Source organism: Lentzea tibetensis, assembly GCF_007845675.1.
Lineage (GTDB): Bacteria > Actinomycetota > Actinomycetes > Mycobacteriales > Pseudonocardiaceae > Lentzea > Lentzea tibetensis.
The window spans coordinates 82,855-107,049 of record NZ_VOBR01000007.1; the positions used below are offsets into that span (position 1 = coordinate 82,855).

The 24,195-nt window shown below is 68.7% G+C and carries 15 protein-coding genes; 11 read left to right on the forward strand and 4 right to left on the reverse strand.

The genetic code is table 11. The features are described from left to right. Positions 1–103: 103 nt before the first annotated feature. The 4 genes from FKR81_RS12790 to FKR81_RS43520 all read right to left on the reverse strand — a co-directional run bounded on the left by FKR81_RS12790 (position 104) and on the right by FKR81_RS43520 (position 11,087). Positions 104–6,664, reverse strand: coding sequence for a LamG domain-containing protein (locus FKR81_RS12790; RefSeq protein ID WP_146351380.1), 6,561 nt, complete (start codon positions 6,662–6,664; stop codon positions 104–106). Between the two features lie 39 nt (positions 6,665–6,703). Then, entirely contained in the window at positions 6,704–7,405 is a 702-nt protein-coding gene (locus FKR81_RS12795) for an SPRY domain-containing protein (protein WP_146351383.1), read from the reverse strand. Positions 7,406–7,551: 146 nt separating this feature from the next. Then, positions 7,552–10,383, reverse strand: coding sequence for an ATP-binding protein (locus FKR81_RS12800; RefSeq protein WP_146351386.1), 2,832 nt, complete (start codon positions 10,381–10,383; stop codon positions 7,552–7,554). 542 nt (positions 10,384–10,925) lie between these two features. Further along, entirely contained in the window at positions 10,926–11,087 is a 162-nt protein-coding gene (locus FKR81_RS43520) for a hypothetical protein (RefSeq protein WP_186762975.1), read from the reverse strand. Positions 11,088–11,101: 14 nt separating this feature from the next. On the opposite strand from FKR81_RS43520, the gene FKR81_RS12805 reads away from it, so the two are divergent. From FKR81_RS12805 to FKR81_RS12855, 11 genes are all read left to right on the forward strand, one after another. Next, positions 11,102–11,863 carry a DUF4097 family beta strand repeat-containing protein gene (locus tag FKR81_RS12805; protein WP_146351389.1) on the forward strand — a complete coding sequence of 254 codons (762 nt, stop codon included), beginning with the start codon at positions 11,102–11,104 and terminating at the stop codon, positions 11,861–11,863. A gap of 46 nt (positions 11,864–11,909) precedes the next feature. Further along, positions 11,910–15,077 (forward strand): BTAD domain-containing putative transcriptional regulator, encoded by a 3,168-nt coding sequence (locus FKR81_RS12810; RefSeq protein WP_146351392.1) that lies wholly within the window; start codon positions 11,910–11,912, stop codon positions 15,075–15,077. 93 nt (positions 15,078–15,170) lie between these two features. Beyond that, positions 15,171–16,385 (forward strand): cytochrome P450, encoded by a 1,215-nt coding sequence (locus FKR81_RS12815; protein WP_146351394.1) that lies wholly within the window; start codon positions 15,171–15,173, stop codon positions 16,383–16,385. Positions 16,386–16,410: 25 nt separating this feature from the next. Beyond that, positions 16,411–17,196, forward strand: coding sequence for an alpha/beta fold hydrolase (locus FKR81_RS12820; RefSeq protein WP_186762943.1), 786 nt, complete (start codon positions 16,411–16,413; stop codon positions 17,194–17,196). Then, complete coding sequence (locus FKR81_RS12825; RefSeq protein ID WP_146351397.1) at positions 17,193–17,963, forward strand: ABC transporter ATP-binding protein; 771 nt, start codon at positions 17,193–17,195, stop codon at positions 17,961–17,963. Before FKR81_RS12820 ends, FKR81_RS12825 begins: the two co-directional genes overlap by 4 nt. After that, positions 17,960–18,721 carry an ABC transporter permease gene (locus FKR81_RS12830; protein WP_146351400.1) on the forward strand — a complete coding sequence of 254 codons (762 nt, stop codon included), beginning with the start codon at positions 17,960–17,962 and terminating at the stop codon, positions 18,719–18,721. The genes FKR81_RS12825 and FKR81_RS12830 overlap by 4 nt, the downstream gene beginning before the upstream one ends. A gap of 38 nt (positions 18,722–18,759) precedes the next feature. Next, positions 18,760–20,085 (forward strand): serine hydrolase domain-containing protein, encoded by a 1,326-nt coding sequence (locus FKR81_RS12835; protein ID WP_146351403.1) that lies wholly within the window; start codon positions 18,760–18,762, stop codon positions 20,083–20,085. A gap of 247 nt (positions 20,086–20,332) precedes the next feature. After that, positions 20,333–21,472, forward strand: a complete 1,140-nt coding sequence (locus FKR81_RS12840) for a cytochrome P450 family protein (RefSeq protein WP_146351406.1) — start codon at positions 20,333–20,335, stop codon at positions 21,470–21,472. Between the two features lie 316 nt (positions 21,473–21,788). Then, complete coding sequence (locus FKR81_RS12845) at positions 21,789–23,186, forward strand: S8 family serine peptidase (protein ID WP_186762944.1); 1,398 nt, start codon at positions 21,789–21,791, stop codon at positions 23,184–23,186. After that, positions 23,183–23,764: an RNA polymerase sigma factor gene (locus FKR81_RS12850; protein ID WP_146351412.1), complete on the forward strand. Its 582-nt coding sequence runs from the start codon at positions 23,183–23,185 to the stop codon at positions 23,762–23,764. Before FKR81_RS12845 ends, FKR81_RS12850 begins: the two co-directional genes overlap by 4 nt. Next, positions 23,761–24,195, forward strand: coding sequence for a hypothetical protein (locus FKR81_RS12855; protein ID WP_146351415.1), 435 nt, complete (start codon positions 23,761–23,763; stop codon positions 24,193–24,195). The genes FKR81_RS12850 and FKR81_RS12855 overlap by 4 nt, the downstream gene beginning before the upstream one ends.

Below are 24,195 nucleotides of genomic sequence, written 5' to 3' on the forward strand. Positions count from 1 at the left end.
TGGCTGGCAGTGTGAGGGTCAGGGGCTCTACACCATCGCCCTCTACGGTCAAGACCAATCGGGGAAAGCCTGGCACGCCAGGTTTTCCCCGATCAGTTCAGGCTCACACGGGCGGAATCGGCAGCATGCCGCCCGCGTAGCCGGCCTGGAAGTACTGCACCGTGGCGGCCATCAACCGGTTCAGCAGCGCGACGTCGCCCGGATCGGGGTGGGCCGACCGGGTGCGTCGAACGAACGCGGCCCACCACGGCACCAGCGCGCCGAGCAGCGACGGCGTGCCGTCGGGCGGTGCCAGTACGGCGGCGACCGCGCCGCCCACGTTGGCGGCGGTGGGCGGGTTCTTGCCCAGCGCCTGCTCGACCAGTTTGATCAGGAACGCGTTGTCGTCGACGTCGATCACCAGTTCCGGAGCGGGGGCAACGGTCTGCGCCGGATTGGTGTCGAACTTCGGTGGCACCCGGCTGACGTAGGTGACCCGATGCAGTACCCGCCACGCGCCGTTGGTCTGCGGCCTGAGGTTGCGCAGTGCGACAGCGTTGGGATCACTGCTGAACCGCAGCCAATCCTGATCGACCACGGTGGACTTGAACGCCTCGTAGTTGTCGATCGACGGCGGCAGGTAGAACGACATGAACCGGTAGGCGTCGACCTTTCCGGGGCACGGATTGTCGCTGTAGCCATTCGACCGGTAGGCGAGCAACATCGGATCGCACGCGTTGGTCACGTTCAGCGCGACGCCCCGGTTGTCGCTCTGCTTCTTGCCCACCTGCATCTTGATCTCCCCGCCGAACAGCAGGTCGATGTTGGTGTATGGCCCGGCGAACCCGTCGTACTCGTACTCGAAGGCGGGCCCGGCGCTGGAGTTCAGCGAGTAGAGCCCGGCATAGGTGTTGTCGTGGGTCGCCGAGAAACTCTCGGTCTCGGTGTGCAGGCCACCGGCCGCGGTCCACACGTACCGGTTGGCGATTCCCCGTGCCGGCACTCCTCCGGCGAAGTCGTAGAATTGGCGGACTGGCTGCTTGTTCAGCGGTGAGTTCGGGAAAGGTCCGCGCTGACCGAGGGACTGCGCATTGAACTGGTTGCCGTAGGTGGCGAGATCCGCGTCCGCCTTCGCGATCCGGTCGGCCAGCCGGTACGCCTCGCGGGGTCTGAAGTAGCTGCCGCGCTCCACATCGGCACCGGGGTAGTGCGGGTCGTTGACCAGGCCCACCTTGCCGTCCAGGGTGCCGTTCTTCACGTACTCGGGCCGGATGCGGAAGACCAGCACGTTGCGGTCCGGCGGGATCGCCAGGTCGGGCAGCACCATCTTGCCGACCATCGCGCCGGTGGAGCGCAGCCGCATCGCGTACAGGTCCGCGGTCAGCGACTCGACCAGCGCGTAGCCGGTGTTGTGCGGCTGATAGCGGCGGCCCACAGCCGCGTTCAGCTGCTCGTCGGACTCCCACGCGCCGCGCAGGCCGAGCGTGTCCGTCCTCGTCCTGACCCAACCGGAGGCGTATGCCTCATCGTGCTGCTCCGCCTGGGTCAGAGCCGTCTTGTTGTGCGCGGACAACCTGAGCTTGCCTTTGCCGATCCTCTCGATGAGCCCGCCGGGGACCCCGTCCTGGCTGTCCACCTTCCAGGTCGAGGCGAGGCCCAGCTTCGCGTCGAGGGTCATCGCGAAGGTCGTGCGGTAGTCCGAGCTGGTGAAGCTGAACGAGGTCGTGTCCGTCTGTGCCAGCTGGACGGACGTGGCGTCGAAGTAGGCGTTGTATCCGGTAGGACTGGCGTACAGCGGTCTGGACAGGTTCTCACTGGGCACCGGCGGAGCACCTTCGATGTAACCGATCAGGCTCGGCCTTGTCTGCACCTGCCCCAGGTAGGTCAGCAGCATCTCGCCGAGACCGTAGCCGGTGAACACGGCGAGCGCCGGGTCGTACAGGAAGTATGCGCGGCGCATCACCGCCGCCGGACTGCCGTCCGGACCGATGTCGCTGTCGGCGTACTCGATCACCGACGGCCTGCCGGTCACCGACTCCTGGAACTCGGTGACGGGGCCGGCGTAGACGTTGCGCACCTGTGGCCCCTCGTTCGCGACGGGCGCTGCCGACGGCACGAAGGCGGGGGCGCCGACCGGTGTTCCGGTGCTGCCGAGGCTGGTCAGGTCCGCGTAGTTGCCGTCCAGCGGCCAGTACGCGCTCAGGTTCGGCTCGGATCCGGTCAGTGGCCGGTACATCGTGTCCAGCACCTGGTCCTGCGTCCGGGCCGCCTGCCACACCCGGATCTCCGCCAGCTGTCCGTCGAAACCCTGACTGACAACGGAATTGTCGAGGTACGCGCCGATGGTGCACTGGGTGGCGCCCTGGTAGCCGGCACTCGCCTCGGCCGACGCCGGCGCCACCAAGCCGACCGGCACGCCGTCGCAGTAGAAATTCGTGGTCGAGATCGAGGCGAACTCCGCCCACATGTCGGTGTCGCTGAGCGCGAAGTCGTTGTCGGACACCGAGTCGGCCGCGAAGGTACCGGTCTGTTCGTCGAACCACCACGCCGACACCGTCGCCTCGCCGCCGTCGTAGTCCCGGTTGGCGCTCATCGCCGCCAGGACCTGCGCGTCGGTGAACGCGACCGACGAGAGCCGCACGCCGGTGAGCAGTCCCTGGAATGGTTCCTGCACTTCCAGTGCGACCGACGCAGTCGGCCGCGCCGGCACTGTGCTGACGCCCAGGGTGAGCGGCCGGCTGGAGGTGACGGCCATCATCTCCATGGACAGGGGGAAGTCGGCCTTGGTCTGGGGCGCCGGCACGCCGTCGACGTACACGGTCAGCGTGCACGTGACTCCTCCTACGCCGGTGGCCTTCCGCGAGTTGAACACCGCCGTGATGTGGTGCGGCTTGCCGTCGCAGACCATCGTGGTGTGCTCGGCCCGCAGCGCCGACGTCGTCCCGAACGTCACGTCCTGCACCGTCACCAGGCAGAACACGGTGCCCTTGCCGGTCACTCCGAACCGGAACGCCTGGTCGGACTGGCTCGCGCCCCACTGGGCCAGCACTGTCTGGTTCAGCCCGGTCGGCTTCGGCACCTGGACCCACGCCTCGACGGTCGCGTGCTCGCCGAACTCAGTGCCGGCCGCGTCGCACCTGCCGTAGTCGCGCCGGCCGTCGAGACCGTCCGGGTTCATCCTCAGGCCGCCGGTCGTCTCGTAGACCACGGCCAGGTGATGCCAGTGGTCCGCCCGGAGGAAACTCCGGGCCACCAGCGGTTCGGCGCCGCCCACCCCGGCGACGACGTTGACGAACTCACCCGCGCTGAACGCCGTCACCGGCTGACCCGAGCCGGCCATCGTGCCGTCGAGTGCCTTGCCGTACCGCACGGCCCGGTTGACGAACTTGGTCGCGGTCGCCGGGTTCTCGCCCAGCGGCCAGTATCCGACGAGACCGGGTTCGGTGCCGCGCAACGAGGTGTTCATCGTCCGCCGCAACTCCGCCGACGTCCGTGCGGCGGACCAGTACCGCATCTCGGTGATGCTGCCGAACATGCTGACGTTCTTGACGTCGCTCGCGCCGAGGCAGGCGACCGGGGCCCCGGCGCCCTCAGCCGGGTACAGCCACGCGGCGTCGTCGGCCGCGACCGCCTCGCCGTTGACGTACAGGGTCAGCGCGTACTGGATCATCCCCTGCAACGGGGCAGCACCGGTCCGCGCTCCCGTGACGGCCACGTGCGTCCACTTCTCGGCCGGCAACGGGAGGCGCGCGGCCACTGTGGACTCTGTGACGGGAGACCCGGTGCGGTAGCCGAACGTGAGCACGCGTTTCGCGTCCAGGTAGAGCTGACCCTGGGCGATCGCCGGGAACAGCTGGTCCTGCACCTGGAAAACGCAGCCGAACCGGCTGTCCTTGCCCGGACCGGCTGCCTTGTCCGGCCGGATCCATGCCTCCCAGGTGAAGCCGGCATTCGCCGCCGGAGCGAGGAAGGGCTGCGCCGGAACGTTCACGTAGCGACCGGCGTAGGTGCCCTTCGGCTTGAACGACCCGAACCGGAGTGTCGGCATGCCGTCCGTACCGAGGAAGAACGACGGCGTGATCCCTCCGAGGTTCTTCACCGGCCCGTTGTTGTAACTGACCACGCGCGCGGGATCGCCGTCCTGGGGACGCGTCCAGGCCTCGATGGTGGTGCCACGGACAGGCGCCAGTCGCGCGCTGGGAGCGGGGATGCTCACCGCGCTGTGTTCCTCGAGCGCCAACGCATCAGGCATGTGCGCGGCGATCCAGCGGCCGTTGTCGCCGCTGGTCGTCAGGGCGCTGGTCGCGTCACCCACCACGGCCTGCTCGCCGAGCAACGGCACGGTCGGCCGCGCCGCCGTCGCACCGAGCATGCCGTGCCCGGTGTCGGCACCAGGAGGCGGGATGGTGTCGAACGACCTGCCCTGCAGGGCGGTGGCGGCGGCGGAACCGGGGGCGAGCTTGCCACCGTCCGGCACCGGGCGTGCCACGTCGAACAGGGTCGAACCACTCTGCAGGTCCGTCGGGTCCACCGTGGACTGATCGAACACAGCGCCCGCGCAGGCGTCCGGCGAGACGTGGTCGAACAGGGCCATGACGTCGCCGGAACCGCGCAGCGCCTTCACCACAGCGGCCTGGTCCCGGCCGATGTTCGGCAGCGTGATCACGGGCGAACCCGTTGGCTCCACGACGATGTCGCAGTGCGCGGCCAGACCGTCGGTCGCCTTCTGCACGGTCAGCTTCGCCGACGTGGCTGGCTTGGCGATCAGCAGAATGCTGCCGAGGGCGGTCGCCAGGGCGTAGATCGGCGTGTCGCTTTCCGGACGCCGGTAGGGATACGTCGCCGCGTCTCCGTCGAGCACGGCGACCAGATCGGTCACGGCGGTGGGAACCAGCGGCCAGGTCTGGGTCACCTGGGCGCCGCTCGGCAACGCGTAGGACAGCACGAGGTTCGACCGCTTCGGGTCAGGCGCGGCGGTCACGGTCACCTGGGCGAGGCGCATGTCCCCGCGGTGGGAGACGAGTGTCAACGGGCCCGCGCCGTTCACCGTGCCCAGGCGTGCCATGGTCACCGTGCCGGTCTGGTCGTAGAACGGGGTCTTCCCGGACCGGACCGCCGGGTCGGCAGGGTCGCCCGACGACCCGCCGTTCAGGATTGCCGACATGCGGACCAGGTCGCGCGGCACACCGCGCCACGTCTCGGTCGGCAGTCCCGCGGTCTTGCCGTAGTCGACGCTCACCGTGCAGAGGTCGGACTGGCCGGCGCACGAGTCGACACGCACGGTCAGCCCGTTGAGCGTGCTGCCGGGCTGGCGCGCCACGAACCGCAGGTCACCGGCGATCCCGCTCGCCGTGATCCACGGCACCGCGGCCGTGGCACGGGTGACGATGGGATCCATCTGCGCCACCAGGAACGGCCCGGTCTTGGTGGAGCCGGGCGGGCCGGCGAAGTAACAGTGCAGCAGGCCGTCGGCGCTGTTGAGCAGTGCGGGCGCACCGGCGGCCGCCGCCTGGCCGAGCAGGACGGCGCTGATCGTGGTGGCGTCGACGGTGTGCACGGCGTCGGCCGGAATGCCGTACCCGTACGGGTTCACGACCGGCGTGAAGGTCTTGTCGCGCATCGTGCCGTCCAGCAGGACGCACGCCGTGCCGGGCGGCAGCTCGGGGATGGTGCCGCCCGGCTGGATCGCGAAGTCGAAGACGGCGAGCGCGCCCGGCAGGCCGATGTCGGTGTTGCGCACCGGCACCGCCATCGCCAGCCGGATGCTGCGGCGCAGCGAGCCGCTGGTGCCGTCCGGCATCGTGGTCCGCTCCTGCTCCTCGTAGCAGGACAGGGCGATTCCGGCGAACGGAGTGAGCGCCTCGATGTCGCCTGCCACGGGCACGGTCGGCGTGATCGTGAACGAGCGCGCCGACCACGGCGACACGTCGACCCGGCCGGTGCTGTCCTGCGGGAACGACCAGCAGGTGATCGTGCGGCCGGTGATCACCGCGATGTGCCACCGCATCCCGCTGGTCCCGGTGGGGACGAGGGCGATGTCGAAGCCGTCCGCCGTCACCCCCGGCACCGGCAGTTCGACGGTCGGCTCGCGGAACGGCTCGTCCAGCATGTTCATCGAGCCGCGCGCGTCACCCGCCCCGGCGGGCAGATCCCGGGTCTGGCTGCGCCGATACCTCGTCTCCCAAGCTCTTTCGAGCACGTACACGGGCGCCTCGTCGTCGCGTTCCTCCCTCCCGTCGAGAGGATCCTGGACGAGCACGAACCTGTCGACGTACAGGGTGCCGGTGTCGGACGGGCGGAAACACGAGACGTAGCGATCGTCGGCCACGACCCGGAACGGTGCGTCGCCCGGCACCGGGATGGTCACGTCGGTGCCCACGGTGATCAGCGAGCACCCGCCCAGCCGCAGCATCGGCTGGGCGTCCGCGCTCGGGGTGCCGGGCGTCGTCCGCTGGGACGGCTCCGCCATCGACAGCTGCCGCCACCCGGTCCACTCCCCGGCCGCGCCGGGTTCGACGCCGATCGGGCGGACGTTGTAGTAGAGGAAGTCGACCGGCGCACCGGCTTTCCTGGCGAACAGCACGACGTTGCCCTGCACCGTCACGCTGACGGGGTCGATGAGTGGGATGCCGTTGCAGTCGGTCGACGGCCACGTTTGCCGCCGGGCGACATCTTCGGTGATCATGTTCTTGCTCCGTTCTGCGGTCCGGATCCGGTGGCGTCGCTATCGCGTGTAGCTGTGCTCCGCGAAGGTGTTGCCAGGAGTCGGATCCAGGACCAGCAGGACCGTCCAGGTCGTTCCCTGGCCGTGCCACGCGCTGTGCGAGCCGATGGCATCCAGGTCGTAGGCGGCGTTGCGGGGGCCGGTCGTCGTGGCGGTCAACGTCGAGGTCTGCCCGACGGCGAACTGCATGTCGAAGTTGACGGTGAGGCCGGTGCCGTCGGCCAGCCCGAAGCCGACCGAGCCCTGCGGCCCGATCTCCGCGCCGCTGACGCTGCTCACCCGGAACACCTGCGTGTAGGAGTCCTCGGGGGCTCCGGCCGGGTAGTCGAGGTAGATGCCGTGGTCCAGGTTCGGCACGCTGGTCACGTTCAACGGCATGGTCGTCTTGTTGTGCACGCGGACTTCCAGCACGTCCCAGTACAGGCCGCCTTCCCGGGGGTCTCGCACGAGCTCGCCGGTGAGAGCGTCGTGCAGCCAACTGACGACGGTGGCGCGGCTCAGCACGGACGGCAGGTATCTGATGTCGAGGCTCGCCGACCGGGTCTTCTCGTCGTACCGCAGCGCCCCGTGGGCGCCGAAGCACCGCAGCTCGGTGTCGCTCCCGTTGACCAGTTCACCGCCCAAGTCGGTCAGCAGCCTCTTCTGGACCGCCTCGAACGTCGGCCGGGTGACGTCGTGGAACGTGATGGCCCCTGTGGACATGGTTCTCCCCTTGTGTGCAATGGATCCGGCTGGAACGAATCTGGCAATCGGCGGAATGTCTCGCCGCGCCGAGGACGCCGACTCTATGGACGTCCGGTGCCGGTCTCATCGGGGAAATCCCTACAGAAACCCCGCATGTTCGCAGGTCACGTGCGGGCGGGGGCCAGCTGCGCCACGAGCTGCGTCCGGGATCGAATGCCGAGTTTGCGGAACGTGCGGCTGAGATGTGCTTCCACGGTCTTCTCGCTGACGAACAGGCGCTCCGCGATCTGCCGGTTGGTCAGCGCGTCGGCGACCAACCGGGCCACCCGCCGTTCGGACGGCGTCAGCGCGTGCACGCCGGAGACGCGCAACGGGGACGGGCGTCCACCGCCCGCGGCGAGACCGGCGCTCAACCGCTCGGCCATCGCCGGCGCGTGGCATTCCAGTGCCAGCTCGGCGGCCTGCCGGATCTTCTCCCGCGCGGTGCGCCGGTCCCCGTCTCGCATCAACAGGTCCCCCAGATCCGCCAGCGTCCGGGCGAACTCCAGCCGCGCGGGCCCGTCCCGCAGCAGGTCGACGGCCTCGGTCAGGTACCGGCGCGCGTCCGTGGCGCCGGCGAGCCGGGCCGCGGCGCGCAACGCGACGGCGATGTGGCGCGACACGGCGAAGGAACGCGTGAGCCGCAACTGCTCGTCGACGAGATCAGCCGCCTGTTCCCGTTGCCCCGCGAGGAGATGAGCCTGGGCCGCGGACAACCGCCACTGCACGTCCCACAGCCGCGTGACGCCCAGTCGCTCGCAGAGCCGCCGGCACGCAAGGGCGCCTGCCACCCCCGCGCCGTGGTCGCCCTGGGCGATGCGCAACCGGGTCCGAGCGCCCAGCAACCACAGGTGGGTCGATGCGTGGGGTGGCCGATCCCCTGCCAGCACACCGGATTCGACCACGGCGTCGGCTTCGGCCAGGCGCCCGTGCTCGATCAGCAGGTGCACCGCCGTCGACTCCAGCAACGGCAGGCCGATGTTCGGTTTCGGCACCGCTGCCGTGCCCAGTTCGACGTGTTCGGTGGCCTGGGCCAGATCTCCGCGCAGCAGCGCGATTCTCGCGAGGTAGCCCCGGATGATGCCCATGGGGAGCAACAGTCCACGTGCGACCGCCGCATCCAGCGACCGCTGCATCCGCCGTTCCGCTTCGTCCAGTTGGTCGGCCATCATCAGCGTGTTGATGGCACCCCAGAGCCCGGTGCGCTCCGGGGTGAGCGCGTCACCGGCCAGCGCCGAGCGCGCCGGCGGCAGTGCCTCGCCGACCGGCAGGCCGCCGAACACGGCTTCCACCGCGCGCTGGGAGTCCAGAATCGCGTCCGATCGTCCGGCGCGGCGTTCGAAGGAATCGATCCGGCGCAACATCTCGGCACGGCTGCCCAGGTCGCAGCGGGCGACGCCGATAAGCTCGGCTTCGGTTTCCAGCACCAGCGGTAGATTCTCGGCCTCAGCCGGCCCGTCGAGCTCGTCGAGCGCCTGCACGAGCAGCGGCGCGGCTTCCCTCGGCTCACCGCAGGCGTTGCGGAATCGGGCGAGGCTGTACGCGCACGGCGCACGTTGCCGCGGGGTGTCCGCCAGGGCAAGCGCTTCCCGCAGATGGAACTCGGCGTCGGCGAGGGCTAGGTGGTGCGCCCGGCAGTTGCCCAGCTGGCGGCTGATCTCGGCGCGCAGCGCGGGAATGGGAGGTTCGGCCCGAGCACGGACCAGGAACACGGCCGCGCCTTCCGGTGAGCCGCTGCGGAACGCCTGTTCGGCCGCGGCGAGCAGCACCCCCACCCGCTCCGGGGCACCGCTGGGGGTGGTGCGCAGCAGGTGCGAGGCGACCTGGGCGAGGGGCGCGCCCGCCTGCCGCAACACCGCCGCGGCCCGCTCGTGTTCGGTGCTGCGGTCGGCCACCGGCACCAGCGAGAGCACGACGTCCCGCACGATCGCGTGCACGAACGCCGGTGGATCCGCCCGGTCGAAGATCCGTTGCCGGGTCAGCGTTTCCGCCGCATTCGTGGCCGCTTCCAAGGACAGCCCGGCCTGGCTGGCCACCAACGCGAGTGTCGTATCGCTGCCCAGCATGGCGACGGCGCGCGCCACGCCGCGTACCTCCGCGGGCTGACGGCGCAGTCGTGCCGCGACGTACCAGCGGACCGCGTCCGGGCCGACGGCCTCGACCGACGCCACCCCGGCCGCGTCCGGGCGCACGTTGTCGGCGACCAGAACGCGCAGCAGTTCCCTGACGAACAACGGATTGCCGTTCGTGACGGTATGACAGGCGAGACAGAACTCATCCTGGGCATCCGGCCCCATCTCCCGGCGCACCAACCTGGTGATCGCGCGATCGCTGAGGCTCTTCAACCGCAGCAACGTGAGCTCGTCGGCCGCCAGGATGTCCTCGAGCAGGCCATCGTCGCCGTGCTCCGCAGCCCTGGTCGCGATGATCACCAGCACCGCGACCGAGTCCAGTCGGCGGGCCAGGAAACCCAGGAACTGCAGGGACGGCGAGTCGCCCCACTGCGCGTCGTCCACGAGCAGGACCAGGGATGCGCTGTCCGCCAGGTTGACCAGCAGCCAGTACAGGCCGTTGAGCAACGGGTACAGTGATCCCGTCACGTCGGCTCCAGCGGTGAAAAGGCCCGCCGTGGTCAGGGCGGCGCCCGTGAGCACCTTCTCCCAGGTGGCGTCGTCCCGGGGCAGAGCCGGCTCGAAAAGCTGTCGCACCACACCAAAAGTGAACTCTTGCTCGAGCTCCGCGCCGCGTGCCGACAACACCGTGCAGCCCTCGTTCACCGCGAGTTCCCTGGCGTGCCTCAGCAGTGCCGTCTTGCCGAGCCCGGCACCCGCGTCCAGGACCACCAGACCACCCTGTCCGGCTTGCAGACGTGCCAGCGAACGCTTGAGGGTACGGATCTCCGATTCGCGCTCGATCAAGCCGGTCACCGCGTCGCCCGCTCCGATCGTCCGTGTCACATCGGCGGCAGAACATTGTTATATAGGAGAATCACCGCCGTGGCGTCGTCTCCGCGGCGCATCCTCCACTGCACACCATGGACGAACGCCAATTCCATCCAACCTTGATGGACGTATCTCGCCGCAGTCGGAAATCGTCCCTTTGGACATCCCGGTCCCGTGGACCGTGAGCTGTGCGCCGTTCGCCGAGCTGCCACGGTACGTGCGCCTGCGAACTGGTGCACGGCAACTACCGAGACCGCACACCTCAGTCGCCCTCGCGGCAGTGGCACCCAGGTTGTACTGCCTGGCCCAGTCGATGTCTCCGTTGACTCGGCCGACCTGCTGTCAATCCCCCTCAAACAGGACTCGGTCATGGTCCTTGACCTTGGTCGGTGTCAAGTACCGGGTTTGATGGAGGGTGTGATTACCCGCTCGGTGCCGAGGCGGGTGCGGTTGTGTGGTGATGGTTGGTCTCGTGTTCCACGGGCGGGATCAGGCCGAGTTCGCCGTGTAGCCGCCGGTGGCTGTATTTATGCGGGTGATCCTGTCAAGGACTCGGGTCATGAGGCTTCGTTCGCGAGGCGGTCGAGGAGTCCGTCGAAGATCTTCTGGCGGCCGACCTGCCCTTTGCGCTGGGCGTCGTCTCGCTGGGCTTGCAAGGTAGGTCGGTACTCGATCGTGGTGACGAAGAACGTGCAGCTCTCGCAGAGGGTCTGCTGCACGAGTTGGTGCCAGGGTGCGGATCGCCGCGAGCGAGCGGCAGGACACGGTGGTGCGGGTCGAGCCCGTCGACAGCGCGAACTCCACGGACGTGCGGGTGGCCGAGAAGACCAAGGTCGACTTCTCCGGCGGCGTGCTGGCGATCAAGACGACCAAGTCGGGTGCCAAGAACGGCTCGGTCGCCATCACGATCGAGCTGCCGGTCGGATCCAGGCTGGTCCTCAACACGGCGTGGACCGAAGTGCACGCGGACGGCCTGCTCGGCGACTGCGAGCTGAACATCGCGTCGGGACAGGTCCGGCTGGACCGGGTCGGCGCGCTGTGCGGGAACTTCGGGGCCGGTGGGGTCGAGATCGGTCACGTCGCCGGGAACGCCGATGTGGAAGGCAGCTCGGCAGGGTTGCGGATCGGCGAGGTCGAGGGCGTCGTCAGGTACCAGGGGACGAGCGGCAAGGTCTGGATCGGCCACGCCCGCACCGACGTCGACCTCGGCGGTTCCAGCGGCAGCTTCGACATCGACCGTGCCGAGGGCAGCGTGATCGCCAAGGCCGCCAACTGTCCTATCCGGATCGGCAGGTTGACCCGCGGGCAAGCGGAGCTGATGAACGCCTCAGGTGGCATAGAGGTCGGCATCAGCGAGGGCACCGCCGCGTCGGTGGACGCCAAGAGCACGAAGGGCCTGGTGCGCAGCTCGGTGCCCACGCAGGACAACCCCGAGGTCAGGATCTACGCCCGCACGCGGCTCGACGACATCGTCATCCACCGCGTTGCCGCCTGAGTCCGGTGTCAGAGGTCTGCCAGCCGGTAGTGGCAGGATCGGGTGGGTGCAGATCGGGATTCTGGGACCGTTCGAGGTTCGCGCGGACGACGGCACTCTCGCGGACGTGCCAGGTGCACGGCTGCGTGCGCTGCTGGTCGCCCTCGCGCTCCAACCGGGTCGCATGGTCCCGAAGGCGGCGCTCGTCGACTGGATCTGGGGCGAGCACCCGCCTGCCGACGCGGCGAATTCCTTGCAACGCTTGGTCTCCCGGCTGCGCAAGGCGCTGCCGGAGGCGTCGGTCGATGGGCTGACGGACGGGTACCGCCTGGCGGTGGATCCCGACGCTGTGGACGCGGTGCGGTTCGAACGCCTCGGCGCCCATGCTCGCGGCGACGAGGGGTCGTTGCGGGTGCAGCGGCTGCGTGACGCTCTCGAGTTGTGGCGCGGCCCGGCCTTGCAGGACGTCGGTTTGCAGGACAGCGAGGCGTTCGACGCCGCGGCCGCCCGGCTCGAGGGGCTGCGCCTGGCCGCCGTGGAGGACCGGTTCGACGCGGAGATTCACCTCGGCCGTGGTGCGGAACTGGTCCCTGAACTGACTGACCTGGTGGCCGCGAATCCTGTGCGGGAAAAGCTCGCCGCCGCGCTGATGCGTGCTCTCGTCGCGGCCGGTCGCAACAGCGAAGCGCTGCTTGCGTATCAGCGCACGAGGGAAGCCCTGGCTGACGAGTTGGGCGTCGACCCCTCACCGGAGCTGTCCGCGCTGCACGTCGCGCTGTTGCGAGGTGAGGTCGGGCGCCGGGAGGAGAACCGCAAGACCAACCTGCGGGCCGAGCTGACCAGCTACATCGGCAAGGACGCGGATGTCACCGCGGTGCGCGAGCTGGTCGCGGGTCATCGGCTCACGACCCTGATCGGACCGGGTGGCTCGGGAAAGACCAGGCTGGCAACGGAAACCGCCCGCACACTGCTCGGCGACCTGCCGGACGGTGTCTGGCTTGTGGAGCTCGCGCCCCTCGGCCCGGACAGTGAGGGGGGTGGGCCCGAAGGGCAGGGGGGCGGGAAGAACACCGTGGCGCAGTCGACGCTCGCGGCGCTGAGCCTCCGGGACGCGCTGCTCGGTGAAGCGACGAACGCCGAACCGATGGAACGACTCATCGCTGTGATCCGCGAGCGTGAGGCGTTGCTTGTTCTGGACAACTGCGAGCACGTGATCGAGTCGGCGGCGGTGTTCGCACATCGGCTGCTGGGGGAGTGCCGTCGGCTGCGAATCCTGGCGACCAGCAGGGAACCGCTCGGCATCACCGGTGAGGCGCTGTGGTCGGTCGGACCGCTGGCCCTGCCGGACGAGCACGCCGGCCCCACCGAGATCGAGAACGCACCAGCCGTTCAGCTGCTGCGGGACCGGGCCGCTGCGGTGCGCACGGATCTCGTGGTCGGCGCTGGCACGTTGTCGACGATGGCACGCGTGTGCCGGGCGCTGGACGGGATGCCGCTCGCGATCGAACTGGCCGCGGCAAGGTTGCGCACGATGTCCATCGACCGGTTGGCCAACCGGCTCGATGACAGGTTCCGCCTGCTGACTGGCGGCAGCCGTACCGCGTTGCCCCGGCATCGGACGTTGCGGGCGATGGTCGACTGGAGCTGGGAGCTGCTGACCGACGCAGAACGGGTGGTGTTGCGCAGGCTTTCGGTGTTCGCCGGCGGGGCGAGCCTGGAAGCGGTCGAGCGGGTGTGCGCGGGCGAACAGTACGAGGTCCTGGATCTGCTCACCTCGCTGACCGAGAAGTCGCTGCTGGTCGTCAGCGATGACGGCGCACCGCGGTACCGGATGCTCGGCACGATCAAGGAGTACGCCGTACACCGGCTCGCTGAGTCGGGGGAGTCCGAGCCGGCGCGGCAGGCGCATCTCGCCTACTTCACCGAGCTCGCCGAAGCAGCGGCCCCTCACCTGCTGCGCGCCGAGCAGTTGGTCTGGCTCGCCGCGCTCAACGCTGAGCACGACAACATCAGTGCCGCGATGCGTGGTGCACTCGCGGCCGGTGAAGCGCATGCGGCGATGCGGCTCGCGGCGGGCGCCGGCTGGTACTGGTGGCTCGTCGGACACAAAGCCGAAGGACTGGAGCTGATCCTCGCGGCCACCGAGTTGCCGGGCGAGGTGCCCGACGAGATCCGGGCCTGGGTGTACGGCCTCGTCGTGACGTTCGTGAGCTCGGGGCTGGGCGACGAGCGCCAGGCGGCGGAGTGGGTCCACAAGGCCTACGAGCTCTTCCAGCGCGGCCAGGTTCACCATCCGTTGCTGGGACTGGTCGCGCCGCTGGAACGCATGTTGCGGGAGCCGGACAGGGGGCCGTCCGTGTGGGAAGAGTTGCTGGACAGCGAGGATCCCTGGGTGCGCGCGATGGGCCGGCTGCATCTCGGGAAGATGCGGATCGCGGTCGGCCAAGGTGGGACGGAGGCGGAGGAGTTCCTGGAGGAGGCGCTCGTCGAGTTCCGGGTGCTCGGCGAACGGTTCGGGATCTCGTTCGCCCTGACCGAGCTGGCGGACCAGATCGCCACGCGCGGAGAGTTCGCCGAGGCGTGCGAGCACTACGAGGAGGCGATCGCGATCGTCACCGAGATCGGTGCCATCGACGACGTCATCCGGATGCGCGCGCGACAGGCTCAGCTGTACTGGCTGATGGGCGACAAGGACGCAAGCCTCGCCGCCATGGCCGAGGCCGGGCGGCGCGCGGAAGGCGTCACCTGGCCGGACGCGCTGGCCATGCTCGCTCTCGCGAAGGCGGACCTCGCCCGGTGGAGCGGCGATACTGATGCGGCATATGAACAACTAGGTGTCGCGACCACCGTGTGGGGCGCCGAAGCGGACCAGGTAAGCATCCGCGGCGTGACACACGCACTGTTCGGCTACCTGACCGACGATCTCGGCGAGGCGCGGGAATTCCTCGCCGGGGCGTGCCAGGCGGCGGCCGAGGTGGGGTACGCGCCCTCGATCGCGCAGGTGCTCGTCGCCGTCGCGGACCTGGCCATGCGCCGCGACCAGTACGAGCAGGCCGCAAAGCTGCTCGCGGCGAGTACCGCCGTGCGCGGACTACTGGATCGTTCGCTCCCCGACGTGGACCGGATCGAGCGGGCAGCACGAAGCCGCCTTGGTGACGCGGCGTTCGACGAGGCAGCTCGGGTGGGTGCGGAGAAGTCCTGGAACGAGCTGGTCGAGGTCACGCTCGCCCCCTGACAGCACGGGTCCCAGGCCGTGTCAGCGCCGTGACAGCCCTGTGTCTGACGGGTCGGCGACCGTGGTGGCACCAACCACCACGAAGGGAATCCGATGAGCCAGACGGTTTCCGTCCCGCAGGGCCTGCCGATGGAGCGCGACGCGGGCCCCTTCGACCCGCCCAGCCAGATCACAGCGCTGCGCGAGGCCCGCCCCGTCAGCCCCATGGCGTTTCCCGACGGGCACGAGGGCTGGCTGGTCACCGGATACGACGCGGTGCGCCAGGTCATGGCCGACACCCGGTTCAGCAACCGCCAGGACATCGGCGTGCTGCACGTGCCCTTCGAGACTCCAGGCATGCCGGAGGCGACCGAGCCGTCCCCTCAGACGCCCGGCCTGTTCATCAGCATGGACCCGCCGGATCACACCCGGTTGCGCCGCAAGCTCACCGGCGCTTTCACCGTCAAGCGGATGAAGCAGCTCGAAGAGCAGATCATCGACATCACCGAGCAGCAGCTGGACGAACTGGCGAAGCTCACCCCGCCGGTCGACCTGGTCAAGGAGCTCGCGCTGCCGGTGCCGTCACTGGTGATCTGCGAGCTGCTCGGCGTCCCCTACGCGGACCGGGAGATCTTCCAGGCCAACTCCTCGAAGTTCATGGAACGGGACGTGACGCTCGAGGACAAGATGGCCGTGGTCGGCGCGATGTTCGGGTACCTGGCCGAACTGGTCACGGGGAAGCGCGCGAACCCCGGCGAGGACATCCTCTCCGACCTCGCGCGCGACGAGGACCTCAGCATCGAAGAGCTGACCGGTATGGCGTTCCTGCTGCTGCTCGCGGGCCACGAGACCACCGCGAACATGCTGGCGCTGGGCACGTTCGCGCTCCTGGAACACCCTGCGGAACTGGCGGAGCTGCGCGAGAACCCGGAGCTGCTCCCCGACGCCGTCGAGGAGCTCATGCGCTACCTCTCGGTGGCCGACATCTTCTTCCGCTACGCCACCGAGGACATCGAGCTCGGCGGCGAAACGATCCCAGCAGGCTCGACCGTCGTCGTCTCGTTGCTGGCCGCCAACCGCGACCCGCAACGGTTCGAGAACCCGGATGTGCTGGACGTGCACCGCAAGGTCCGTGGTCAGGTCGCGTTCGGGCACGGCATCCACCAGTGCCTCGGCCAGCAGTTGGCCCGCATCGAGATGCGCGCGGGTTTCGAGGGACTGCTGCGCCGCTTCCCGACCCTTCAGCTCGCCGCCGAGGCGCGCGAGGTGAAGCTCAGGACCAACATGCACATCTACGGCGTCCACGAACTCCCGGTCACCTGGGCTTGACCCGCAGTCTACTTAGGAGAGAGCCATGAACTCGCCCGCCTGGACCGGCATGCTCCCGGTCGACGACACCGAGCTGTACGTACGTGACACAGGAGGCCCCGGCCGTCCCGTGGTTTACCTCAACGGCGCCTACGCCGACCAGAAGCACTGGAAGCGCGTCATCGCCGACCTCGGCAGCGACTACCGCCACATCACCTTCGACGAGCGCGCCCGCGGCAAGTCCAAGCGCTCTGCGGACTACACCTTCGAAGCGTGCCTGCGCGATCTGGACGCCGTGCTCACCGCGAGAGGAGTGGAGAAGCCGTTGCTGGTCGGCTGGTCCTACGGAGGCATCATCGGGTGGCACTGGGCCGACCGGAATCCGGACCGCGTCCAGGGACTGGTGACGGTGGACGCGTTTCCGGTCGGCTTGACCGGTGAGGCCGGCCGGGAACGGATCCGGAAGATGTTCCGCCAGTGGCGGTTGGTGCTGCCGATCGCCGCTCGGTTCGGCCTGGGCGCGCGGATGAGCGCCGACGAGCACGCCGACGTCAACATCGAGCTCAACGAGATCGCCCCCGCCAGCGTCCCGGTTCTCGATCGCCTGGTCTGCCCGGTGCGGTTCGTCATGGCCACCGGCGACAGCCTCGGCAGCGAGGCGGGGGAGATGGAACAGGGCAGGAAGGTGCTCGACCAGGTGCTCGCCGCCAACCCGAACATCAAGGTGAGCGCGAAGGTCGCGAGCAACCACAGCAAGATCCTCCGCAACGACTCCCCAGCTGTCGCTCTGGCCGTGCGCGAGCTCGCAGTGAGCCTCGGGACTGTCCAATGACGACGCAATCCGTGATTCACGTGCAAGGCCTGGAGAAGTCGTACAAGACGCTGAAGGTGCTGCGCGGCGTGGACTTCGACGTGGCGCGGGGCAGCATCTTCGCGCTGCTCGGCTCCAACGGCGCAGGCAAGACCACGGTCGTGAAAATCCTGTCCACGCTGCTGAAAGCGGATGCAGGCACGGCCGGCGTCAACGGTTTCGACGTCGCCACGCAGGCTGCGAACGTGCGGGAGTCCATCAGCCTCACCGGTCAGTTCGCGGCCGTCGACGAGATCCTCAGCGGGTGGGAGAACCTCGTGCTCGTCGCCCGGCTGCGGCACCTCAAGGGTCCCGGCAAGATCGCTGATGATCTGCTGGCCCGATTCTCGCTGACCGAGGCGGGCGCGCGGAGGGTGTCGACCTATTCGGGTGGCATGCGCCGCCGCCTCGACATCGCGATGAGCCTCGTCGGGAACCCGCCGGTCATCTTCCTCGACGAGCCGACCACCGGGCTCGACCCCGAGGGACGGCTTGAGGTGTGGCAGGCCGTCAGGGAGCTGGCAGGCAAGGGCACGACAGTGCTGCTCACGACGCAGTACCTGGACGAGGCCGAACAACTCGCCGACCGGATCGCGATCCTGCACGAGGGCCGGATCATCGTGAACGGCACCCTCGCCGAACTCAAGCAGATGCTCCCACCGGCCAAGCTCGAGTACGTCGAGAAACAACCGACTCTCGAGGACGTCTTTCTTGCACTTGTCGGTGCCGCCGGTAAGGAGCAGCGATGACCAAGAATTTCCTCGTCGACACAGCCGTCCTGTTGGGACGATCACTGAGCCACATCACGCGCAGCCTGGACACCATCCTCACGACGGTCATCACGCCGATCGCCATGATGCTGATGTTCGTCTACGTGTTCGGCGGCGCGATCCAAACCGGGTCGGACTCGTATGTGAACTACCTGCTGCCCGGGATACTGCTCATCACGGTCGCCTCCGGCATCTCGTACACCGCGTTCCGGCTCTTCCTTGACATGAAGAGCGGGATCTTCGAGCGTTTCCAGTCCATGCCGATCGCGCGGTCGTCCGTGCTGTGGGCTCACGTGCTGACCTCGCTCGTCGCCAACCTGATCTCGCTCGTGGTCGTCGTGCTCGTCGCCCTGCTCATGGGCTTCCGCTCGGGAGCGGGAGTGTCAGCGTGGCTCGCGGTCGTCGGCATCCTGATCCTGTTCACCCTGGCGCTGACATGGCTCGCCGTCATCCCGGGTCTCACCGCGAAGTCCGTGGACGGCGCGAGCGCGTTCTCCTACCCGCTCATCTTCCTGCCGTTCCTCAGCTCGGCCTTCGTCCCCACCGACACCATGCCCGGCCCGGTGCGCGCCTTCGCCGAGAACCAGCCGGTGACGTCCATCGTCAACGCCCTCCGTGCCCTGTACACGGAACAGCCCGTCGGCACCGACATCTGGATCGCCTTGGCCTGGTGCGTCGGCATCCTCGTCGTCGCGTACGTCTTCGCCACGATCACCTACCGCCGCAAGATCTCCTAGCGGCGCTCGGGCAACACGAACAAGGGGGGAGATTTGTCATGCCCAAGAACGGACACATCGCACGCCGAACGCTGTTAGGGGGTGCGCTGGGTGCCGGTGCGCTCGCAGGCTTTTCCGGGCGCGCCAACGCCTCTGGCGGTGACGATGCCGAGAACGGCGTCGACCACGGCTGGGGAAAGGTCGCCGACGCGTTCCGCGCGAACTTCAAGGGAAACCCAGGCGAGATCGGTGCGGCGTGCAGCGTCTACGTGGGCGGTCGCCAAGTCGTCAACCTGTGGGGCGGCCTCGCCCACCGCGAGGCGAAACGACCGTGGCGCAAGGACACCATCGTCCGGGTCGCGTCCACGACGAAAGGCGCTACCGCGATCTGTGCCCACTTGCTGGCACAGCGCGGGAAGCTGGATCTGGACGCCCCGGTGTCCAGGTACTGGCCGGAGTTCGGCGCCAACGGCAAGGGCCGGATCCCGGTGCGCTGGCTGCTGTCCCACCAGGCCGGTCTACCGATCGTCGACGGACCGCTGACCTTCGAGCAGGCGTGCGCATGGCACCCGGTCATCCGTGCTCTCGAGGCGCAGAAACCGTTGTGGCAGCAGGGTGCGGAGCACATCTACCACGCCATGACGTACGGGTTTCTGGTCGGGGAGGTCGTGCGTCGGATCTCCGGCAAGTCACTCGGCAGGTTCTTCGCCGACGAGGTGGCCCGTCCTCTCGGACTGAGCGCCTGGATCGGGCTGCCGGAGTCCGAAGAGCGACGGATAGCCCGGATCGAGGACGCCGCGCCGTTGACCCTGGAGGAGCTCATCGCTGGGATGGTCAACCTGACCGGGCTGGACGTGGACACGGTCACCGCATGGGTAAAAGCCTTGTACAGTCCGGGTTCGGTCCTGGCCCGCGCAGGCGAGCTCGGCGGTGCCTTGGACGTCACGACCAAGTACTGGACCACTCGTGCCTGGCGCGCGGCGGAGTTCCCGGCCGCGAACATGCTCTCGGATGCGCGATCGCTGGCCCGGATGTACGCCGCCACGGTGAGCACGGTCGACGGCGTGCGGCTGCTCAATCCGGCGACGGTCAAGAGGATGACAGCCGTCCAGACCGACAAGACTCCGATGCACGGGTTGCCGCCAGGCCTGAACATCCCGGCTGACCGCTCTTTCTACATGTCGCTCGGGTTCATGCGGGCGTGCCTGCCGATGCCGATGGTCGGGCCGGGGTCGTTCGGCCATCCTGGCTCGGGCGGATCGATCGGCTTCGCGGACCCTGATGCCGGTGTCGGCTTCGGCTACGTCACGAACCTCTGGTCCTACCGGCCAGACGACCCGCGGGCGGCGGGCCTCGCCAAGGCCGTCCGATCCTGCCTCGGTTGACGACAGCCACGGAGCCTCTTAGTTTCCGGGACATGGTGAATGGCCGGAAACAGGCTTGTTGCAACCTGAACCGGGTCTAGAAGGTGGTTGAGCTCGTTACCGAAGCCCCTCCATATCCGCGCATGCCGCATGTCAAGGATGTCTGAGGGCTGTTCGCGCAGTTGGCCGTTTCCCGAGAGCAGCGGAACAGGCAGGCTCGAGCATGTAGATCGTCCCCAACTTGCCCACAGCAAGGAGGGCTTCCAGGATGAGCGCCCCCCAGCCGGTATGCCCGGTCACGCTGCCCAACGGCCTCGATGGGTGGATCACCACCGGATATGACGACGCCCGCGCCGTTCTTGCCGATCCGCGGTTGTGCAAGGACGCCGCACTGGTCGGCAGGGTGCTGCAGGCGAAACTGGCAGCGGCAGGACGACCCACCGACCTGTCCGGCATGTTCTACCCGCACATGATGTTCGCGGATGGTGCGGACCACGCCCGGTTGCGGGGCCTGGTGTCGAAGCAGTTCACCGCTCGCCGGGTCGAAGACCTGCGGCCGCGCATCGCACACATCACCGAGACGCTGTTGGGCGAGCTGCCCGTCGACGAACCGGTCGACCTCATCGCCGCCTTCGCGGCCCCGTTGCCGATCACCGTGATCTGCGACCTGCTCGGCGTTCCCGAGACCGACCGGACCTCCTTCCGCGCGTGGGCCGGTGCACTGATGGAGGACACGGCCGAGGTGAGCGGTCCGGCCACGGCCGCGATGGGCCAGTACCTCGCCGACCTGATCGCTGCCAAACGACGCGACCCCGACGAGGACCTGTTGTCTGCGCTCACGGCCGCTGGGGACTCCGACCAGCTGAGCGCGGACGAGCTGATCGGCACCTGCTTCCTGCTGCTGACCGCCGGACACGAGACCACCACGGCCATGATCGGTAGCGCCGTCGTGCTGCTCCTCCTGCACGACCCGGCGGCCTGGCGAGCCATCGGGGCCGATCCCGCTCTGCTCGCCGGCGCGATCGACGAGACGTTGCGGCTCGAATCCCCGGTCCGGATGGCTTCTCATCGGGTCACCACGGCACCTGTCACTCTCGGCGGCGTCACCATCCCGCGGGACGAGTTCGTGTTCGCCGGCCTCGGCGCCGCCAACCAGGACACGACCCGGTTCTCTGATCCCGAGACGTTCGACCCCACCCGCAGGGGTTCCCAGCACCTCGCGTTCGGCCACGGGCCGCACCACTGTCTCGGCGCGCAGCTCGCCGAGCTCGAAGGGCGGATCGCACTGGCCGCGTTGAGCAACCGATTCCCCGATGCCCGGCTCGTCGACCCGCAACGACCGCCACGTCAGCCGTCGGAGTTCCTGAACGGCCCGGATCGGGTGATGGTGACGTTGTCCCACGCTTAGCCAGTGGCGTGTCACGCAGCCTTGGCGATTGCTCACCATGAGCAGCTGCCGGGTGTGTTATCTCCTCGTTACCCAACTCCCTGGATCTGGCAACGGATACAGCCCTCTCAACGACGTATGGGTAACGGATCAGAAGGGGGCTGTGATGACCATCCGATTCCCGGAAGCGTCGAATATCGCTACGGGACAAGCGGAACTGCCCGAATGGCCGCAGTGGTTGCTCGACAGGTACGGCGCGAGAATGCTCCATCCGAACGAGGTGGTCCGCGCTCCGGGCGCACCGGTCCCTCGGTCGACGGTTTATCGGACGGCGATCTTGTTGTTTCCGCGGGGGGTGCTGGCGGACGGTGTGCTGGTCCCGCAGATCGAGCAGGCGCTCAGCGAGATCGGGCTGACCATCAGGTTGCCCAACGGGGAGTTTCCGTCGAGCGCCCTTCACCCAGCGCTCGCCGGGTTGGACGACAACGTAATGGCGGACGTGCCGATTCCCGTGGTGATCCGGGTCGGCGCCGCCGGGCCCGCGGTGGTCGACGCTTGGGCCGCGCTGCAACAGATCCGGGCGCGGGTCTCGTCGCCGAACACCAGGTTCGAGCGGATCTCCTTGGAGCATCTTCTTGTCGGCACCAACTACGGCGGTGTGCCCACGTGGAGTCCGCACGATGTCCGGCCCAGTTCCTTCGGGTCGCCCTATCGGCTGATGCCGGTGGCTTTCCGCGGTACTGGGCCCGTGCGGCAGCCCACGCCGCCGAACGGGCGCCGGGTGGTGGCCGCGGTGCTGGACACGGGACTGGTCCGGCACCCGTTGTTCGGCAACGCCGCGCCGGGTTCGGGTCTCCCGTCCGGTGGGTTCGTCCGCGAGTTCACGACGTCCGCGAACGCGATCGCGCAGCAGAACAAGTACCTCAACGGGCTGACGCCGACCAACATCCTGCTGAACATCTGGGAGGCGCCGGTCTACGGTGACGTGCTCACGGAGGAAATCGGCCGCGCGACCGGGCATTGCTGTTTCATCAGTGGGCTGATCCATCAGGGCGCGCCGGACGCGGACGTGCTCGTGACGCGCGTGATGCAGACCGACAACATCTGCCGTGAGGCCGATCTGTTGCTGGCGTTGTGGTTGATCGTCGCGAGGGTCACCGCGGCGCAGAAGCCTGGCGGGAACATCTCCGAGATCGTCGACATCGTGTCCCTGTCGCTGGGCGGGTACGTGGAATCCACGTCCACGAAGGCGTCCAACCTCCGCACGGTCATCATGGATCTCACCGGCCGTGGCGTACTGGTGGTCGCCGCGGCGGGCAACGACGCCACCACACGCGAGTTCTACCCGGCGGCGCTGGCGACAGAGCCCAACCCGTGGCCGGGGCAGCGTGTGCTCGGTGTTGGCGCGCTCAACCCGGACGACACGACGGCGTGGTTCAGCAACGCCGGGCCGAACATCACCATCGAGGCCACGGGGGCTTGCATGATCAGCACGTTCCCTCCGGACGTGAAGGGTTCGCACGGTACGGGGAGGAGGACGGAGTCGGGTGGCCGGCAGACGGCTGACCCGGACAAGTTCAGCGGCGCGTGGGCGATGGGGTCCGGAACCTCGTACGCGGTGGCGCACGTCGTCGCCAGGGCCGCCGACCTGTTGTCGAAGGATCCGACGATCACGACGGTCGACGCCGCTTCGATGCGCACCCGCGCGATCAACGTGGTCCAGCAGCTGCCATGAGCGACCGTCGGCCGCTCAGTCACGAGCAGTTGGGTGCCCTGCTGACGGCAGCCGGCAAGGGTGACCGGGCGAGCCTCGAGGCCATCGTGCGCGAGCTGACCCCGTTGCTCTGGCAGGTGGCCAGAGCACAGGGGCTCGACCGCGAGGCGAGTGCGGATGTCGTGCAGACGACGTGGCTGCGGCTGCTCCGTTCGCTGACCGACATCCGCGCGCCGGGTGCACTCGTCAGCTGGCTCGTCACCGTGGCGAAGCGGGAGGCGTGGCAGGTCAGCCGGGCGCAACGGTCCGAACGGGTGGTCGCGGAGCTCCCCGACGAGCCGGACTCCGGAGCGGAACCGGGGGAGCGAGTCGCGATCTCCGATCGCAATCGGCGGTTGTGGACCGCGGTAAGCATGTTGTCGGAGCGCTGCCAGTACCTCCTGCGCGTCGTCGCGTTCATGCACCGGCCGGACTACGACCTGATCGCCGCCGCGCTGGGGATGCGGCGCGGCTCGGTCGGACCGCAGCGCGGACGCTGCATCGACCGGCTGCGGCGTCTGCTCACCTCGGTCCCAGCCGAGCAGGGAGGCGAATGGTGACCACCGACGAGGCGATGCTGGCTCAGGTCAGGCAGATGTGGGACGAGCTGGACCCGGTGCCTGACGAGCTCGCCGACCACGCCTGTTTCGGGCTTGCCCTGGCCACCGTCGAAGCGGAGGTCGCACGGGTGCTGCGACATGCCCATCCGGTCGGCGCGCGCGGCGACGAGCGGTCCCGCGTGATCACGTTCGACAGCACCACGCTGACGGTCATGATCAGCATCGCCGACAACGCGGACGGCACACTGCGGCTCGACGGCTGGATCACCCCGGCCGCGAGCCACACCGTCGAGTTGCGGGCCGCGACCGGTGTGCGGACGGGGTCGTCCGACCGAAATGGACGGTTCGCGTTCGACAACGTGGCCGCGCAACTGACCCAGCTGGCCGTGCGGACCAACGGCACGGTCATCACGCCGGCGATCGCGTTGTGA

What these genes read in the sequence shown, in the direction of transcription:
- FKR81_RS12790 (WP_146351380.1), bottom strand. Translation starts at nt 6,664, where the DNA reads ATGATCACCGAAGATGTCGCCCGGCGGCAAACGTGGCCGTCGACCGAC.
- FKR81_RS12795 (WP_146351383.1), bottom strand. Translation starts at nt 7,405, where the DNA reads ATGTCCACAGGGGCCATCACGTTCCACGACGTCACCCGGCCGACGTTC.
- FKR81_RS12815 (WP_146351394.1), top strand. Translation starts at nt 15,171, where the DNA reads ATGAGCCAGACGGTTTCCGTCCCGCAGGGCCTGCCGATGGAGCGCGAC.
- FKR81_RS12820 (WP_186762943.1), top strand. Translation starts at nt 16,411, where the DNA reads ATGAACTCGCCCGCCTGGACCGGCATGCTCCCGGTCGACGACACCGAG.
- FKR81_RS12825 (WP_146351397.1), top strand. Translation starts at nt 17,193, where the DNA reads ATGACGACGCAATCCGTGATTCACGTGCAAGGCCTGGAGAAGTCGTAC.
- FKR81_RS12830 (WP_146351400.1), top strand. Translation starts at nt 17,960, where the DNA reads ATGACCAAGAATTTCCTCGTCGACACAGCCGTCCTGTTGGGACGATCA.
- FKR81_RS12835 (WP_146351403.1), top strand. Translation starts at nt 18,760, where the DNA reads ATGCCCAAGAACGGACACATCGCACGCCGAACGCTGTTAGGGGGTGCG.
- FKR81_RS12840 (WP_146351406.1), top strand. Translation starts at nt 20,333, where the DNA reads ATGAGCGCCCCCCAGCCGGTATGCCCGGTCACGCTGCCCAACGGCCTC.
- FKR81_RS12850 (WP_146351412.1), top strand. Translation starts at nt 23,183, where the DNA reads ATGAGCGACCGTCGGCCGCTCAGTCACGAGCAGTTGGGTGCCCTGCTG.